Origin of the sequence: Streptomyces sp. NPDC048751 (assembly GCF_043198595.1) — a bacterium.
Taxonomy (GTDB): domain Bacteria; phylum Actinomycetota; class Actinomycetes; order Streptomycetales; family Streptomycetaceae; genus Streptomyces.
This window is the reverse complement of the sequence record NZ_JBICUX010000002.1, coordinates 857,165-874,036: the sequence shown is the minus strand read 5'-3', so window position 1 is coordinate 874,036 and position 16,872 is coordinate 857,165. Positions and strand designations below refer to the sequence as shown.

Annotated in this window: 11 protein-coding genes; all 11 read left to right on the top strand. The window is 67.5% G+C overall.

Features of this window, described 5'->3' with window-relative positions:
- The first annotated feature begins 37 nt into the window (after positions 1 to 37).
- The 11 genes from nusG (at position 38) to ACGFNV_RS10955 (ending at position 16,865) form a co-directional block, all read left to right on the top strand.
- Positions 38 to 907 carry a transcription termination/antitermination protein NusG gene (gene nusG / locus ACGFNV_RS11005; protein ID WP_393621269.1) on the top strand — a complete coding sequence of 290 codons (870 nt, stop codon included), beginning with the start codon at positions 38 to 40 and terminating at the stop codon, positions 905 to 907.
- A gap of 168 nt (positions 908 to 1,075) precedes the next feature.
- Positions 1,076 to 1,510, top strand: a complete 435-nt coding sequence (gene rplK / locus ACGFNV_RS11000) for a 50S ribosomal protein L11 (RefSeq protein WP_003998857.1) — start codon at positions 1,076 to 1,078, stop codon at positions 1,508 to 1,510.
- Positions 1,511 to 1,601: 91 nt separating this feature from the next.
- Positions 1,602 to 2,327, top strand: a complete 726-nt coding sequence (gene rplA / locus ACGFNV_RS10995; RefSeq protein WP_393621267.1) for a 50S ribosomal protein L1 — start codon at positions 1,602 to 1,604, stop codon at positions 2,325 to 2,327.
- A gap of 178 nt (positions 2,328 to 2,505) precedes the next feature.
- Positions 2,506 to 3,420: a hypothetical protein gene (locus ACGFNV_RS10990; RefSeq protein WP_393621265.1), complete on the top strand. Its 915-nt coding sequence runs from the start codon at positions 2,506 to 2,508 to the stop codon at positions 3,418 to 3,420.
- 113 nt (positions 3,421 to 3,533) lie between these two features.
- Positions 3,534 to 4,388: a DUF1396 domain-containing protein gene (locus ACGFNV_RS10985; RefSeq protein ID WP_393621263.1), complete on the top strand. Its 855-nt coding sequence runs from the start codon at positions 3,534 to 3,536 to the stop codon at positions 4,386 to 4,388.
- 295 nt (positions 4,389 to 4,683) lie between these two features.
- Positions 4,684 to 5,214, top strand: a complete 531-nt coding sequence (gene rplJ / locus ACGFNV_RS10980; RefSeq protein WP_016434607.1) for a 50S ribosomal protein L10 — start codon at positions 4,684 to 4,686, stop codon at positions 5,212 to 5,214.
- A gap of 121 nt (positions 5,215 to 5,335) precedes the next feature.
- Positions 5,336 to 5,719, top strand: a complete 384-nt coding sequence (gene rplL, locus ACGFNV_RS10975; protein WP_393621500.1) for a 50S ribosomal protein L7/L12 — start codon at positions 5,336 to 5,338, stop codon at positions 5,717 to 5,719.
- 539 nt (positions 5,720 to 6,258) lie between these two features.
- Positions 6,259 to 9,744: a DNA-directed RNA polymerase subunit beta gene (rpoB, locus tag ACGFNV_RS10970; RefSeq protein WP_393621261.1), complete on the top strand. Its 3,486-nt coding sequence runs from the start codon at positions 6,259 to 6,261 to the stop codon at positions 9,742 to 9,744.
- A gap of 104 nt (positions 9,745 to 9,848) precedes the next feature.
- Positions 9,849 to 13,748: a DNA-directed RNA polymerase subunit beta' gene (locus ACGFNV_RS10965; RefSeq protein ID WP_133927700.1), complete on the top strand. Its 3,900-nt coding sequence runs from the start codon at positions 9,849 to 9,851 to the stop codon at positions 13,746 to 13,748.
- 193 nt (positions 13,749 to 13,941) lie between these two features.
- Positions 13,942 to 14,466: an FHA domain-containing protein gene (locus tag ACGFNV_RS10960; RefSeq protein ID WP_393621259.1), complete on the top strand. Its 525-nt coding sequence runs from the start codon at positions 13,942 to 13,944 to the stop codon at positions 14,464 to 14,466.
- Positions 14,463 to 16,865 carry a serine/threonine-protein kinase gene (locus tag ACGFNV_RS10955; RefSeq protein ID WP_393621257.1) on the top strand — a complete coding sequence of 801 codons (2,403 nt, stop codon included), beginning with the start codon at positions 14,463 to 14,465 and terminating at the stop codon, positions 16,863 to 16,865. Before ACGFNV_RS10960 ends, ACGFNV_RS10955 begins: the two co-directional genes overlap by 4 nt.
- Positions 16,866 to 16,872 lie beyond the last annotated feature (7 nt).

Here is a 16,872-nt window from a genome sequence, read left to right as displayed (position 1 = left end):
TGTTCCACCCCTATGTATCCAGGAAGAAGCAGCCATCGTGTCTGACCCGAACCTGAACGACGCCATCGAGCCCGACAAGTCGGTCGATGACGAGCTCGACATCGTCGAGGGCGCGGACGAGCAGGACGAGCAGGACGAGTTCGAGGCTGCCGAGGCCGAAGCGGGGGAGCCGGCCGAGGAGGCCGCCCTGACCGTCGTGGACGAGGACGAGGACCACGACGAGCGCGACGAGGACGAGGACGAGGACGAGGTCGCCGCGGAAGAGGCGCCCGAGGAGGAGTCCGAGCCCGTCGACCCCATCGAGGCCCTGCGCGAGGAACTGCGCACCCTGCCCGGCGAGTGGTACGTCATCCACACCTACGCCGGCTACGAGAACCGTGTGAAGACCAACCTCGAGCAGCGCGCCGTCTCGCTGAACGTCGAGGACTACATCTTCCAGGCCGAGGTGCCGCAGGAAGAGGTCGTCCAGATCAAGAACGGCGACCGCAAGACCATCCGCCAGAACAAGCTCCCCGGCTACGTCCTGGTGCGCATGGACCTGACCAACGAGTCCTGGGGCGTCGTCCGCAACACCCCGGGTGTCACCGGCTTCGTGGGCAACGCCTACGACCCGTACCCGCTGACGCTGGACGAGATCGTCAAGATGCTCGCCCCGGAGGCCGAGGAGAAGGCCGCCCGCGAGGCCGCCGAGGCCGAGGGCAAGCCGGCTCCGCAGCGCAAGGTCGAGGTCCAGGTGCTGGACTTCGAGGTGGGTGACTCGGTCACCGTCACCGACGGCCCGTTCGCCACGCTCCAGGCGACCATCAACGAGATCAACCCCGACTCGAAGAAGGTCAAGGGCCTCGTGGAGATCTTCGGTCGCGAGACCCCGGTCGAGCTGAGCTTCGACCAGATCCAGAAGAACTGACTCTTACTGGACCCACCGCTTCCGAGCAGGTCAGGCGAACGCTCGAAGTTTGCCTGACCTGCTCGGTTTTTGGCCGCGCACCTATACCCGTTATCGTTGTGCGGTATGCCTTCATCCGGGACGCGACCTGGGCGAGGGCGCACTCGAATCGAAAGGACCCGGAGAGCTATGCCTCCCAAGAAGAAGAAGGTCACGGGGCTCATCAAGCTCCAGATCCAGGCCGGTGCGGCCAACCCGGCTCCGCCGGTCGGCCCCGCGCTGGGTCAGCACGGCGTCAACATCATGGAGTTCTGCAAGGCCTACAACGCCGCGACCGAGTCGCAGCGCGGTTGGGTCATCCCGGTGGAGATCACGGTCTACGAGGACCGTTCCTTCACCTTCATCACCAAGACGCCTCCGGCCGCCAAGATGATCCTCAAGGCCGCGGGCATCGAGAAGGGCTCCGGCGAGCCGCACAAGACCAAGGTCGCCAAGATCACCGAGGCGCAGGTCCGCGAGATCGCCCAGACCAAGCTGCCCGACCTCAACGCCAACGACCTGGACGCCGCCGCGAAGATCATCGCCGGTACCGCGCGTTCCATGGGCGTCACGGTCGAGGGCTGACCCCCACCTTCGTAGAAAAGCGGCTCCGGCCGCACGTGGAAGGGCCTGCTCGGCCTGTACCACGACTCCTTCAGAACACACAGGAGCAGTAGTGAGCAAGCGCAGCAAGTCTCTCCGCGCTGCGGACGCCAAGGTCGACCGGGAGAAGCTTTACGCCCCGCTCGAGGCCGTCCGTCTCGCCAAGGAGACCTCCACGACCAAGTTCGACGGCACCGTCGAGGTCGCCTTCCGTCTGGGTGTCGACCCGCGCAAGGCCGACCAGATGGTCCGTGGCACCGTGAACCTTCCGCACGGCACCGGTAAGACCGCCCGGGTCCTGGTCTTCGCGACCGGTGACCGTGCTGCGGCCGCGGAGGCCGCGGGCGCCGACATCGTCGGCTCCGACGAACTGATCGACGAGGTCGCCAAGGGCCGCCTGGACTTCGACGCCGTCGTCGCCACCCCGGACCTCATGGGCAAGGTCGGCCGCCTCGGCCGCGTGCTCGGTCCGCGTGGTCTGATGCCGAACCCGAAGACCGGCACCGTCACCCCCGACGTGGCCAAGGCCGTCACCGAGATCAAGGGCGGCAAGATCGAGTTCCGCGTCGACAAGCACTCGAACCTGCACTTCATCATCGGCAAGACGTCCTTCGAGGACGACAAGCTGGTGGAGAACTACGGCGCCGCGCTGGAGGAGATCCTCCGTCTGAAGCCGTCCGCCGCCAAGGGCCGCTACATCAAGAAGGCCGCCGTCAGCACCACCATGGGTCCCGGCATCCCGGTCGACCCGAACCGCACCCGTAACCTCCTCGTCGAGGAGGACCCGGCCGCCGTCTGAGCCCCGCGCTCACCCCGGTAGCCGCGTTCGGAACGCGTCAGCAAGGGCGGGCCCCGCAACCTCTCGAGGTGCGGGGCCCGTCCCTTTCTTTGTGCGCTCCTGTGTGGCCCTGGGGACACGGCTGTCAGTGCCCCGGGTTAGCGTGCGACCACAGCAATCGCTTAGGGGTGGGGGAAAAATGAAGAGCACGAGTGCGCGCCGCGCGGCCCTGTCGATCGCGGTGGCGGCCGCGCTGACCGGGCTGGCCGCCTGTTCGTCCTCCGGCGGCTCGGACACGGGCGGCAAGCAGAACGAGGGCAAGGCGGCGGGCAAGGGCACGACCCGCGTCAGCCCGATAGCCGCCCTGCGCTCCGCCGAGCAGTCCACGGACAAGGCCGACTCCGCCAAGGTCGAGGCCACGACCGTGATGGGCTCGGTGATGTCCCTGAAGGCGGAGGGCGCCCTCTCCTGGAGCGACGGCCTGGGCGGCGACCTCACCCTCACGTACACCGGCGGCACCGTGGCCGACACGATGCGCAAGCAGCTGGGCACCACCTCGATGGAGGCCCGCTATCTGCCCGACGCCTACTACGCGAAGATGGGCGAGAGGTTCGCCCAGCAGGCGGGCGGCAAGCACTGGATCCGGTACGCGTACGACGACCTGGAGAAGCTCGCCGGCAGCTCCGGCGCGTACCTCAAGGACCAGATGCAGAACACCACGCCCAACCAGTCGGTGAAGCTGCTGCTGGCCTCCGGGGACGTGCAGAAGGTCGGCGAGGAGACGGTGCGCGGCGTGCGCACCACCCACTACGCGGGCACGGTGAAGGTCGCCGACCTCGCCGCCAAGAACTCCGACCTCGGCGCGAGCCGGCTCGCCGCCCTGCGGAAGCAGCTGGAACAGGCCGGGGTCAGCACCGAGACCATCGACATCTGGGTCAACGACCAGGACCTGCTGGTCAAGAAGATCGAGAAGGGGGAGATGGCGACCGGTGAGCTCACCCAGACCGCGTACTACAGCGACTACGGCGTGAAGGTCTCCGCGCAGGAGCCTCCGGCGGGTGACACGGAGGACTTCCAGGCACTGCTGAAGAAGCAGGGCGGCGTCACGTCCTGATCCTGCTGGTCCCCCAGAGCGCACGATCGTTAATCACAGGACTGTTCGATTCCCCTGGGATACGCTCGCCGTTCCGGCTGTGTGTCAGCCGTGCGTTTCCTGGGGGGAAATCGATGAAGACTGCCGTACGTCGTCCTGTGCGCGCTCGTACCGCGGGCGCCGGGCTCGCCGTCCTGCTGCTCGCCGCCGGCGCGACGGGTTGCGGCTCGGAGGAGTCGCCCGCCATGTCGCCCGCGGCGGCCGTCGCCAAGGCGGCGAAGAAGACCGAGGCGATCAGCTCGCTGCGCTACGAGATGAGCGGCGAGATACCGGGGGAGGGCCACGTCGAGGCCGAGGCGGCGATGCGCGTGAAGCCCCCGGCCATGAGCATGAAGATCCACATGCCCGACGACCCCGAGGTCAAGGGCACGGTGGAGATGCGCATCATCGGCAAGGCGCTGTACATCGGCGGTGACGCGGCCGCCCGCGAGATGGACGGCAAGAGCTGGATGAAGCTCGGCGCCTCCGAGCTGGGCGGCGCCGAGAAGGGCCTGAACTCCGACGCCAAGGGCCTCGCCCAGGCCGACCGCAACCCGACCTCGGAGGTCGCCTTCCTCAGCGGCGCCAAGGACGTCGAGGAGGTCGGCGCCGAGACGATCGACGGGGTCAAGACCACCCACTACAAGGGCACCGTCACCCTCGACGACATACGCGACTCCTTCAAGGGCAAGGACAAGGCCACTCGCGAGCGGCGCGAGAAGAGCATGAAGCAGTACGAGGACATGGGCGTCGACAGCTTCGTCATGGACATGTGGGTCGACGGTGACGACCACACCAAGCGGTTCCGCATGCGCGGCGACGCCGACAAGGGCAAGCTCGACATGACGCTCACCTTCCTCGACCTCAACAAGCCGGTCACCATCACGGCGCCGCCCGCGAAGGACACCATGGACCTGGCCGAGATGATGAAGGACCTCGACAAGGCCTGAGTCCGAGTCCCCGTACGGGCGGATTTGCTCGACGGGGACCCGTTCACGTACTCTCCTACAGAAGCCAAAGACCGCTGGTCGTTGCCGTGCGCTCGTAAGAGGGCCCGGTGGCCGAAGGATCCGCTGAACAGCGGACGACCCGCGCAGGTGACAGTGGAAGTCGCTCCCGGAGACCGCCGCCCATGTGCGTGCGACCGCCCGGTCGAGCTACGCCCCGTGCGCCTGCGCCGGGGCGTTTCGTTTACCCCAGCCCCTTCCGAGCGGTCGTCATTCACCCGGAAGGAGGCCGACGCTCATGGCAAGGCCCGACAAGGCTGCCGCGGTGGCCGAGCTGACGGAGCAGTTCCGCAGCTCGAACGCCGCCGTGCTGACCGAGTACCGGGGTCTCACCGTGGCGCAGCTCAAGACGCTGCGCCGTTCGCTCGGTGAGAACGCCCAGTACGCCGTGGTGAAGAACACGCTGACCAAGATTGCGGCCAACGAGGCCGGGATCTCGACGCTCGACGACCTGTTCAACGGTCCGACGGCGGTCGCCTTCGTCACCGGTGACCCGGTGGAGTCGGCGAAGGGTCTTCGTGACTTCGCCAAGGACAACCCGAACCTCGTCATCAAGGGCGGTGTCCTTGACGGCAAGGCGCTGTCCGCCGACGAGATCAAGAAGCTCGCGGACCTCGAGTCCCGCGAGGTTCTGCTCGCCAAGCTGGCGGGCGCCCTGAAGGGCAAGCAGACGCAGGCTGCTCAGGTCTTCCAGGCGCTCCCGTCGAAGCTCGTCCGCACCGTGGACGCGCTTCGTGCCAAGCAGGACGAGCAGGGCGGTGCCGAGTAACTCGGCTCGCATCATGACCGCCGCCTGAGGCAGCCCGCCCCAGGAAGCGGTCGTAGCGGGCCGAACGTACGCCCGCCAGACATGTACATCCGGCACCAGCCGAATTAGTGGAAGGAAAGCCATCGTGGCTCTCACCCAGGACGAACTGCTCGCCGAGTTCGAGGGCATGACCCTCATCCAGCTCTCCGAGTTCGTGAAGGCGTTCGAGGAGAAGTTCGACGTCACCGCCGCCGCCGCGGTCGCCGTCGCCGGCCCGGCCGGCCCGGCCGCCACCGCTGAGGCCGAGGAGGAGAAGGACGAGTTCGACGTCATCCTCACCGGTGCCGGCGACAAGAAGATCCAGGTCATCAAGGTCGTGCGCGAGCTGACCTCCCTGGGTCTGAAGGAGGCCAAGGACCTCGTGGACGGCGCCCCGAAGCCCGTCCTCGAGAAGGTCGCCAAGGACGCCGCCGAGAAGGCCGCCGAGTCCCTCAAGGGCGCCGGCGCCTCCGTCGAGGTCAAGTAAGACCTTCGCGAAGGCTGAAACAGTCCTCTAGGGCTGTAACGCTCACGCACTGAAGAGCGATCATCCATCCGGGTGGTCGCTCTTCGGCGTTCTCGGGGGTCGGCCACGGTTACCTTGCACCTCGGTTGACGAGGGGTATGGTGATCTTCGTCGTGTCTCCGGGTCCCCCAGGGCTCGGGCCAGGGGGCCTTGACGAACCGCACGCAGCGCGCAATTCTCAGGACGCGTCGTCACAACGATCCGGGTTCCGAGGCATGGATCGACGACGAAGAGGGCAGTATCACCGTGCGTTGAGGGCAAGCAGACCGAGGGCGTTGAGAACAACGAGGGTCTCGAAAAACCCGCACTGGACATCAGTGTGCCAAGTGGCTACACTGACCCTTTGCGCTGCCTGTTAGCTGTCCCCTGCCCGTCACCAGGGGCATGCCCTCACTTGAGTCCGGACGTCAGAAGACCCCTCACCTGGGATTTCTGTCTCTGTGCGCGAGAGAGGGGCCGGTACGCGCGTAGTGAGTCCGAGCCCTCGGAAGGACCCCCTCTTGGCCGCCTCGCGCAACGCCTCGATCGCGAATACGAACAACGCTGCCAGCACCGCCCCGCTGCGCATCTCCTTTGCAAAGATCAAGGAGCCCCTCGAGGTTCCCAACCTGCTCGCGCTGCAGACCGAGAGCTTTGACTGGCTGCTCGGAAACACCGCCTGGCAGAGTCGGGTCGAGGCGGCTCTGGAGTCCGGTCAGGACGTCCCCACCAAGTCCGGTCTCGAGGAGATCTTCGAGGAGATCTCCCCGATCGAGGACTTCTCCGGGTCGATGTCGCTGACGTTCCGCGACCACCGTTTCGAGCCGCCGAAGAACAGCATCGACGAGTGCAAGGAGCGCGACTTCACGTACGCCGCCCCGCTCTTCGTGACGGCCGAGTTCACCAACAACGAGACCGGCGAGATCAAGTCCCAGACGGTCTTCATGGGCGACTTCCCGCTCATGACCAACAAGGGCACCTTCGTCATCAACGGCACCGAGCGTGTCGTGGTGTCGCAGCTGGTTCGTTCGCCGGGTGTCTACTTCGACTCCAGCATCGACAAGACGTCCGACAAGGACATCTTCTCCGCCAAGGTCATCCCGTCCCGGGGTGCCTGGCTGGAGCTGGAGATCGACAAGCGCGACATGGTCGGTGTCCGCATCGACCGCAAGCGCAAGCAGTCCGTCACCGTCCTGCTCAAGGCGCTCGGCTGGACCACCGAGCAGATCCTCGAGGAGTTCGGCGAGTACGAGTCCATGCGCGCCACCCTGGAGAAGGACCACACCCAGGGCCAGGACGACGCGCTGCTCGACATCTACCGCAAGCTGCGTCCGGGCGAGCCCCCCACGCGTGAGGCCGCGCAGACGCTTCTGGAGAACCTGTACTTCAACCCGAAGCGCTACGACCTGGCCAAGGTCGGCCGCTACAAGGTCAACAAGAAGCTGGGTGCGGAGGCTCCGCTCGACGCGGGCGTCCTGACCGTCGAGGACGTCATCTCGACGATCAAGTACCTGGTGAAGCTGCACGCGGGTGAGACCGAGACGACCGCCGACAGCGGTCAGACGATCGTCGTCGAGACCGACGACATCGACCACTTCGGCAACCGTCGTCTGCGCAGTGTCGGCGAGCTCATCCAGAACCAGGTCCGTACGGGTCTGGCGCGTATGGAGCGTGTCGTCCGTGAGCGCATGACGACCCAGGACGTCGAGGCGATCACGCCGCAGACCCTGATCAACATCCGGCCGGTCGTCGCCTCCATCAAGGAGTTCTTCGGCACCAGCCAGCTGTCGCAGTTCATGGACCAGAACAACCCGCTGTCGGGTCTCACCCACAAGCGCCGTCTGTCGGCTCTTGGCCCGGGTGGTCTCTCCCGTGAGCGGGCCGGCTTCGAGGTCCGTGACGTGCACCCGTCCCACTACGGACGTATGTGCCCGATCGAGACCCCTGAAGGCCCGAACATCGGTCTGATCGGTTCGCTCGCCTCCTACGGCCGCGTCAACGCGTTCGGTTTCGTGGAGACGCCGTACCGCAAGGTCGTCGACGGCCAGGTCACCGACGAGGTCGACTACCTGACGGCCGACGAGGAGGACCGCTTCGTCATCGCGCAGGCCAACGCCGGCCTGAACGACGACATGCGCTTCGCCGAGAACCGCGTCCTGGTCCGCCGCCGTGGCGGCGAGGTCGACTACGTCGCCGGTGACGACGTGGACTACATGGACGTCTCGCCGCGCCAGATGGTGTCGGTCGCGACCGCCATGATCCCGTTCCTCGAGCACGACGACGCCAACCGTGCCCTCATGGGCGCGAACATGATGCGTCAGGCCGTGCCGCTCATCAAGTCCGAGTCCCCGCTCGTCGGCACCGGCATGGAGTACCGCTCCGCCGTCGACGCCGGCGACGTGGTCAAGGCCGAGAAGGCGGGTGTGGTCCAGGAGGTCTCCGCGGACTACATCACCACCGCCAACGACGACGGCACGTACATCACGTACCGCCTGGCCAAGTTCGCCCGCTCCAACCAGGGCACCTCGGTCAACCAGAAGGTCATCGTCAACGAGGGCGACCGGATCATCGAGGGCCAGGTCCTCGCCGACGGTCCGGCCACCCAGAACGGCGAGATGGCGCTCGGCAAGAACCTGCTCGTGGCGTTCATGCCGTGGGAGGGTCACAACTACGAGGACGCGATCATCCTGTCGCAGCGCCTCGTGCAGGACGACGTCCTCTCCTCGATCCACATCGAGGAGCACGAGGTCGACGCCCGTGACACCAAGCTCGGCCCCGAGGAGATCACCCGGGACATCCCGAACGTCTCCGAGGAGGTCCTCGCCGACCTCGACGAGCGCGGCATCATCCGCATCGGTGCCGAGGTCATCGCCGGTGACATCCTCGTCGGCAAGGTCACGCCCAAGGGTGAGACCGAGCTGACGCCCGAGGAGCGCCTGCTGCGCGCGATCTTCGGTGAGAAGGCCCGTGAGGTCCGTGACACCTCGCTGAAGGTGCCGCACGGCGAGACCGGCAAGGTCATCGGTGTGCGCGTCTTCGACCGCGAGGAGGGCGACGAGCTTCCCCCCGGTGTGAACCAGCTGGTGCGCGTGTACGTGGCGCAGAAGCGCAAGATCACCGACGGTGACAAGCTCGCCGGCCGCCACGGCAACAAGGGCGTCATCTCGAAGATCCTGCCGATCGAGGACATGCCGTTCCTGGAGGACGGCACCCCGGTCGACATCATCCTCAACCCGCTCGGTGTGCCGTCCCGAATGAACCCGGGACAGGTGCTGGAGATCCACCTCGGCTGGCTCGCCAGCCGGGGCTGGGACGTCTCCGGTCTCGCCGAGGACTGGGCGCAGCGCCTCCAGGTGATCGGCGCCGACTCCGTCGCCCCCGGCACCAACGTCGCGACCCCGGTCTTCGACGGTGCCCGCGAGGACGAGCTGGCGGGTCTCCTCCAGCACACCATCCCGAACCGCGACGGCGAGCGCATGGTGCAGCCGACCGGTAAGGCGAGGCTGTTCGACGGCCGCTCCGGTGAGCCGTTCCCGGACCCGATCTCGATCGGGTACATGTACATCCTCAAGCTGCACCACCTGGTCGACGACAAGCTGCACGCCCGTTCGACCGGCCCGTACTCGATGATCACCCAGCAGCCGCTGGGTGGTAAGGCCCAGTTCGGTGGCCAGCGGTTCGGCGAGATGGAGGTGTGGGCGCTGGAGGCGTACGGCGCCGCTTACGCCCTCCAGGAGCTGCTGACCATCAAGTCCGACGACGTCACCGGCCGCGTGAAGGTCTACGAGGCCATCGTCAAGGGCGAGAACATCCCCGAACCCGGCATCCCCGAGTCCTTCAAGGTGCTCATCAAGGAGATGCAGTCCCTGTGCCTGAACGTGGAGGTGCTGTCCAGTGACGGTATGTCCATCGAGATGCGCGACACCGACGAGGACGTCTTCCGCGCTGCGGAGGAGCTCGGCATCGACCTGTCCCGGCGCGAGCCGAGCAGCGTCGAAGAGGTCTGACGGGAGTTCGGCGGGCCTTTGACCCACACAGTCGAAGGCCCGCCGGCCCCGGGACCCCCGTTTCAGACCCCAAGACTTACAACCCTGAGAGGGATTGACGCATAGTGCTCGACGTCAACTTCTTCGACGAGCTCCGGATCGGTCTGGCCACCGCTGACGACATCCGTCAGTGGAGCCACGGCGAGGTCAAGAAGCCCGAGACCATCAACTACCGCACCCTCAAGCCCGAAAAGGACGGACTCTTCTGCGAGAAGATCTTCGGTCCGACCCGGGACTGGGAGTGCTACTGCGGCAAGTACAAGCGCGTCCGCTTCAAGGGCATCATCTGTGAGCGCTGCGGCGTCGAGGTCACTCGCGCCAAGGTGCGCCGTGAGCGGATGGGCCACATCGAGCTGGCCGCCCCCGTCACGCACATCTGGTACTTCAAGGGCGTCCCGAGCCGTCTGGGCTACCTGCTCGACCTGGCTCCCAAGGACCTCGAGAAGGTCATCTACTTCGCCGCGTACATGATCACGTACGTCGACGAGGAGCGCCGCACCCGCGACCTGCCCTCCCTGGAGGCGCACGTCTCCGTCGAGCGGCAGCAGATCGAGAACCGTCGCGACGCCGACCTCGAAGGCCGGGCCAAGAAGCTCGAGACCGACCTGGCCGAGCTCGAGGCCGAGGGTGCCAAGGCCGACGTGCGCCGCAAGGTGCGCGAGGGTGCCGAGCGCGAGATGAAGCAGCTGCGCGACCGCGCCCAGCGCGAGATCGACCGTCTCGACGAGGTGTGGACCCGCTTCAAGAACCTCAAGGTCCAGGACCTCGAGGGCGACGAGCTGCTCTACCGCGAGCTGCGTGACCGCTTCGGCACGTACTTCGACGGCTCGATGGGTGCCGCGGCGCTGCAGAAGCGCCTGGAGTCCTTCGACCTCGACGAGGAGGCCGAGCGCCTCCGCGAGATCATCCGTACCGGCAAGGGCCAGAAGAAGACCCGTGCGCTGAAGCGGCTGAAGGTCGTGTCTGCCTTCCTGCAGACCTCCAACAGCCCCAAGGGCATGGTCCTCGACTGCGTCCCGGTCATCCCGCCGGACCTCCGCCCGATGGTGCAGCTGGACGGTGGGCGCTTCGCGACCTCCGACCTGAACGACCTGTACCGCCGTGTGATCAACCGGAACAACCGACTGAAGCGCCTTCTCGACCTCGGTGCGCCCGAGATCATCGTGAACAACGAGAAGCGCATGCTCCAGGAGGCCGTCGACGCGCTGTTCGACAACGGCCGTCGTGGCCGTCCGGTCACCGGTCCCGGTAACCGCCCGCTGAAGTCCCTCAGCGACATGCTGAAGGGTAAGCAGGGTCGATTCCGTCAGAACCTGCTCGGCAAGCGTGTGGACTACTCCGCGCGTTCCGTGATCGTCGTCGGTCCGCAGCTGAAGCTGCACCAGTGCGGTCTGCCGAAGGCGATGGCGCTGGAGCTGTTCAAGCCGTTCGTGATGAAGCGCCTGGTCGACCTGAACCACGCGCAGAACATCAAGAGCGCCAAGCGCATGGTGGAGCGCGGCCGCACGGTCGTGTACGACGTCCTCGAAGAGGTCATCGCCGAGCACCCGGTGCTGCTGAACCGTGCTCCCACCCTGCACCGCCTCGGCATCCAGGCCTTCGAGCCGCAGCTGGTCGAGGGCAAGGCCATCCAGATCCACCCGCTCGTCTGCACCGCGTTCAACGCGGACTTCGACGGTGACCAGATGGCCGTGCACCTGCCGCTGTCCGCGGAGGCGCAGGCCGAGGCCCGCATCCTGATGCTGTCCTCGAACAACATCCTCAAGCCCGCCGACGGCCGTCCGGTGACGATGCCGACCCAGGACATGGTCCTCGGTCTGTTCTTCCTCACCACCGACGGCGAGATGCGCGAGGTGAAGGGCGAGGAGCGTTCCTTCTCCTCCGTCGCCGAGGCGATCATGGCGTTCGACGCCGGTGAGCTCTCGCTGCAGTCGCGCGTGGACATCCGCTTCCCGGTGGGCACCATCCCGCCGCGCGGCTGGACCCCGCCGGCGCAGGAGGAGGGCGAGCCGGAGTGGCAGCAGGGTGACTCGTTCCGTCTGCGGACGACCCTGGGCCGTGCGCTCTTCAACGAGCTGCTGCCCGAGGACTACCCGTTCGTCGACTACGAGGTCGGCAAGAAGCAGCTCTCCGAGATCGTCAACGACCTCGCCGAGCGGTACCCGAAGGTCATCGTGGCGGCGACGCTCGACAACCTGAAGGCGTCCGGCTTCTACTGGGCCACCCGTTCCGGTGTCACCGTCGCCATCTCCGACGTCGTCGTTCCCGAGGCGAAGAAGGAGATCGTCCGCGGCTACGAGGCGCAGGACGAGAAGGTCCAGAAGCAGTACGAGCGCGGTCTGATCACCAAGGACGAGCGCACGCAGGAGCTCATCGCGATCTGGACCAAGGCGACCAACGAGGTCGCCGAGGCGATGAACGACAACTTCCCGAAGACCAACCCGATCTTCATGATGGTGAACTCGGGTGCACGAGGCAACATGATGCAGATGCGTCAGATCGCCGGTATGCGTGGTCTTGTGTCGAACGCGAAGAACGAGACGATCCCGCGTCCGATTAAGGCGTCGTTCCGTGAGGGTCTGTCCGTGCTGGAGTACTTCATCTCCACGCACGGTGCCCGTAAGGGTCTCGCGGACACCGCCCTGCGTACCGCCGACTCGGGTTACCTCACCCGTCGTCTGGTGGACGTGTCGCAGGACGTCATCATCCGCGAGGAGGACTGCGGCACCGAGCGCGGTCTGCGGCTCGCCATCGCCGAGCGCGGCGCCGACGGCGTCCTGCGCAAGGCGGACGACGTCGAGACGTCCGTGTACGCGCGCTGCCTCGCCGAGGACATCGTCGTCGACGGCAAGGTGCTGGCCCCGGCCGGTACCGACCTCGGTGACGTGCTCATCGACGAGCTGGTCAAGAACGGCGTCTCCGAGGTCAAGACCCGCTCGGTCCTGACCTGCGAGTCCGCCGTCGGCACCTGCGCCATGTGCTACGGCCGTTCGCTGGCCACCGGCAAGCTGGTCGACATCGGTGAGGCGGTCGGCATCATCGCCGCCCAGTCCATCGGTGAGCCCGGCACCCAGCTGACGATGCGTACCTTCCACACCGGTGGTGTGGCCGGTGACGACATCACCCAGGGTCTGCCGCGTGTCGTCGAGCTCTTCGAGGCCCGTACCCCGAAGGGTGTCGCCCCGATCTCCGAGGCCCAGGGCCGCATCCGGATCGAGGAGACCGAGAAGACCAAGAAGATCGTCGTCACCCCGGACGACGGCAGCGACGAGACGGCGTTCCCGATCTCGAAGCGTGCCCGACTCCTGGTCAGCGAGGGCGAGCACGTCGAGGTGGGCCAGAAGCTCACCGTGGGTGCCACCAACCCGCACGACGTGCTGCGCATCCTGGGTCAGCGTGCCGTCCAGGTCCACCTGGTCGGCGAGGTCCAGAAGGTGTACAACTCGCAGGGTGTGTCGATCCACGACAAGCACATCGAGATCATCATCCGGCAGATGCTGCGCCGTGTGACGATCATCGAGTCCGGCGACGCCGAGCTGCTGCCCGGCGAGCTGGTCGAGCGCTCGAAGTTCGAGCACGAGAACCGTCGTGTGGTCCAGGAGGGCGGTCACCCGGCCTCCGGTCGTCCGCAGCTCATGGGTATCACCAAGGCCTCGCTGGCCACGGAGTCCTGGCTGTCGGCGGCGTCCTTCCAGGAGACGACCAGGGTCCTCACGGACGCGGCGATCAACGCCAAGTCCGACTCCCTGATCGGCCTCAAGGAGAACGTCATCATCGGTAAGCTCATCCCGGCCGGTACGGGTCTGTCCCGCTACCGCAACATCCGGGTCGAGCCGACCGAGGAGGCCAAGGCCGCGATGTACTCGGCCGTCGGCTACGACGACATCGACTACTCGCCGTTCGGCACGGGCTCCGGCCAGGCCGTTCCGCTGGAGGACTACGACTACGGTCCGTACAACCAGTAATCGCGAGCGATCGCTTGAAGGGCGGTCACCCCGTGTGGGGTGGCCGCCCTTCGGCGTTCGTCGGGGCCCGCCGTTTTCCTCTCCCGCCGTCGCTAGAGCGGCTAATATGGCCAAATAGGGCCGCGAGCTGGGCATTTGTCTCTGCCTCGGCCTGCGGGAAGACGGGAAGCGCAACGCCGGCGGGGGGCACCGGATGGGGAGCGGAAAGCGGCTGCGTACCTGCCCCTGCGGGGTCAGACCGACCACCCCTGCCCAGCTGGTGTGCCGGGGGTGCCTCACCCCGCTGAGGCTCACGGTCCGCCCCGCCACCCAGCCCGTCCCGGCGCGGGCGAAGAAGAAGACCGCGGCCGTTCCGGTCGCGGCCGGGGTGACGGTACGCGATCCGGTCCGGCCCGCCTCGTCGGCGGGCCTCAAGCTCCAGTTCTCCACGGGGTCCATCGTCGTACCGGTGGGAAAGACGGTGATCCTGGGGCGGGAACGCCAGGGATGCCCCGACGGCGAGATCCTTGAGCGGTTCCACAACCTCTCCCGTCGGCACGCCACGGTCTTCGTGGACCCGGACGGCACCGGCTGGATCCGGGACGAGGACTCCACCAACGGCACGTTCCTCGACGGACGGCGGCTCAGCCCCGGCAGCCGGGTGCGGCTGAAGCCGGGCGACTCCCTGCGCCTCGCCGCCGATGTGCACGTCCGGGTCCTGAGGTGCGGCCGTCGATGAGCCGGACCTCTCCCGGGATGGGCATGACACTCCCGAAGCCGCTCCACACGTACCAGCTCATCGCCCCGCTGCCCGGGCAGGGGGCCGAGGCGGATGTCTACCGGGTGCGCGACTCCGCCGGCCGGGACCGGGTGGTAAAGCTCTACCGGTGGGGATTCGGCGCCCAGCGGGAGGTGTGGCGCAAGCTCCACCTGCTGCAGCACAGCGCGCTCATGCCCATCCTCAAGAAGGGCACGATCCAGGACGGCCGTGACGACGGCCGTGACTACGAGGTCATGCCGTACCTGTCCGGCGGCACCGTGGAAGGGCTGCTGCGCGGGGGACCGCAGCGCAGCGCCGACATCATCCGTCTGGTGAACCAACTGGCCGGAGGGATCAACGCACTGCACGCCGCGGGCATCGTCCACCGCGACCTGAAACCGGCGAACCTGCTCCTCGAAGCGGACCGGCGGCATGTGGTGATCGCCGACTTCGGCATCAGCCGCGACCAGGCCCTGGTGAACGGCACGACCTCCAGGACACCCGCCTACGCGCCGCCGGAGGCCGGACGCGGTGCGGTCACCAACGCCTGGGACTGGTGGTCGCTTGGCATGATCGTCCGTCAGCTCGTCACCGGGGCACCGCCGTTCGCCGGAATGGGGCTGGAAGAGATCCAATGGGCCCTGCTCGACCGGGACATCGACTTGCGTCAGATGCCCGAGGGCCCGCTGCTCACGCTGTGCCGGGGACTGCTCATACGCGACCCGGCGAGGCGATGGGGCGCTCGGCAGGTACTGAGCTGGCTCGACGGCGAGACACAGGCACCGGGCCCGGCGCCCAAGGCGCACCAGGGCGCGGCGCCGACCCAGGTCGACCTACAGCCGCCGGCGGCCTCCGGGGCGGCCAAGCAGGCCGGCGCCAAAGCGGCTCCGGGCAAGGAGAGCGCGGGCAAGCAGACCCCGCCCAAGGCGGCCCCGGCCAAGGCGAGTCCCGCGCAACCGCCGCAGGGCACCGCCGGCAAGGCGTTCTCGTTCGGCGGGGAGGCGCACCGCACGGCGGCGGAACTGGCCCGTGCCCTGCGGGAGTCCGGCGCCGACCTGACCAGGAAGCTGCTGGGCACTCCCGAACCCAACGAGACCCAGCGCCGCCGCCTGAAGGAACTGCGTTCCTGGGCGGAGCAGTTGCCCGGCGCGGTCGGCCGCGGGGACCTGGACATGCTGTTCGGTCGGCTGCTGTCGGCCGAGCCGACCGAGACCAAGGTGCTGCATCTGCTGCGCTGGCTGGAGCCGTCGGGCGCGGCCGCCTACCACGGCCGGGTCGTGACGGTGACCTCCCTCGCCCAGACGTGCGCCGCGACGGTCCGGGGTGGCGATGCCGAGGCCACGCAGCTGATCGCGGATCTGATCGACCAGAAGCTCCTGCGGGTCCTCGCCGACTTCGCGCCGCTGCGCCAGCTCAAGGGCGTCCAGGAGGCCCACGCCCGCCTGGTCAAGCAGTGGCGCGCGAGTGTGAGCCGTCGCGCGACGGTGCCCGAAGAACTGCGAGACCCCGGATCGCACGCGGTACTGGCGGGGCTGCTGCTCGCCCTGCTGCCGGGAACGGAGGCCGCGAAGCGGCTCGGGGCACTGCAGGCCGGCCACCCGCTTCCGGCGGGCGCCGAAGTGGAGTGGTTCAACGGGCTCATCAAGGACCTGGGCGGCAAGGGTGGCCCTGGCGAGCAGGCGGTGCGCGCCGTGTGCGCCAAGTACGCGGTGCGTGACGTGCGGCAGCGGGAGGCGAAGAAGCAGGCGGCCGCCCAGCAGAAGCAGGAACAGACGGTCGTCAAACAGAAGGCGGCGGCGCCCAAGCAGAAGGCGGCGAAGCCCAAGCAGAGTGGTACGACGGTGAAGGCGCCGATGGCGGGCACGGTGCCGGTGTCGAGTCCGCACCGTCGCGAGGCCCTCAACCGCGCCGGTGAGTGGACCATGGTGTGGGCGGCGCTCTGGGCGGCGTCGGCCTGGCTCGGCTGGGGCTGGTTCAACGTGCAGATCAGCGGGCTGCTGACCGTGCAGATCCTCGCCCTGATGCTTGTCCCCCTGGGCCTGCGGCTGCGTACGGCCGCTCGGCTGCGGGGCGCCTACCGGCCGCCGTTGCACCAGCCCCTGCGCTGGCTGCACGAACCGCGGAAGTCACCCTGGCGGCCATGGAACCGCCTCCAGTTCGCCGTCGGCTTCGTCGCCTGCTCCGGCGCGCTGATCAGGGGCGCGGCGTACTACGAGACGAAGGGGGCCGAGGACCCCTTCGTCGTCGCCGACGCGATCCTGTGGGTGGTGGCGCTGGCCTGGCTCTTCTCCAGGGACCGCAAGCACCTGCGGACCTGGGACTCCCGGCAGACGATCTGGCGCCCGCAGCCGCGCCGCCAGGCGAACCACAAGCGTTAGCCGAAAG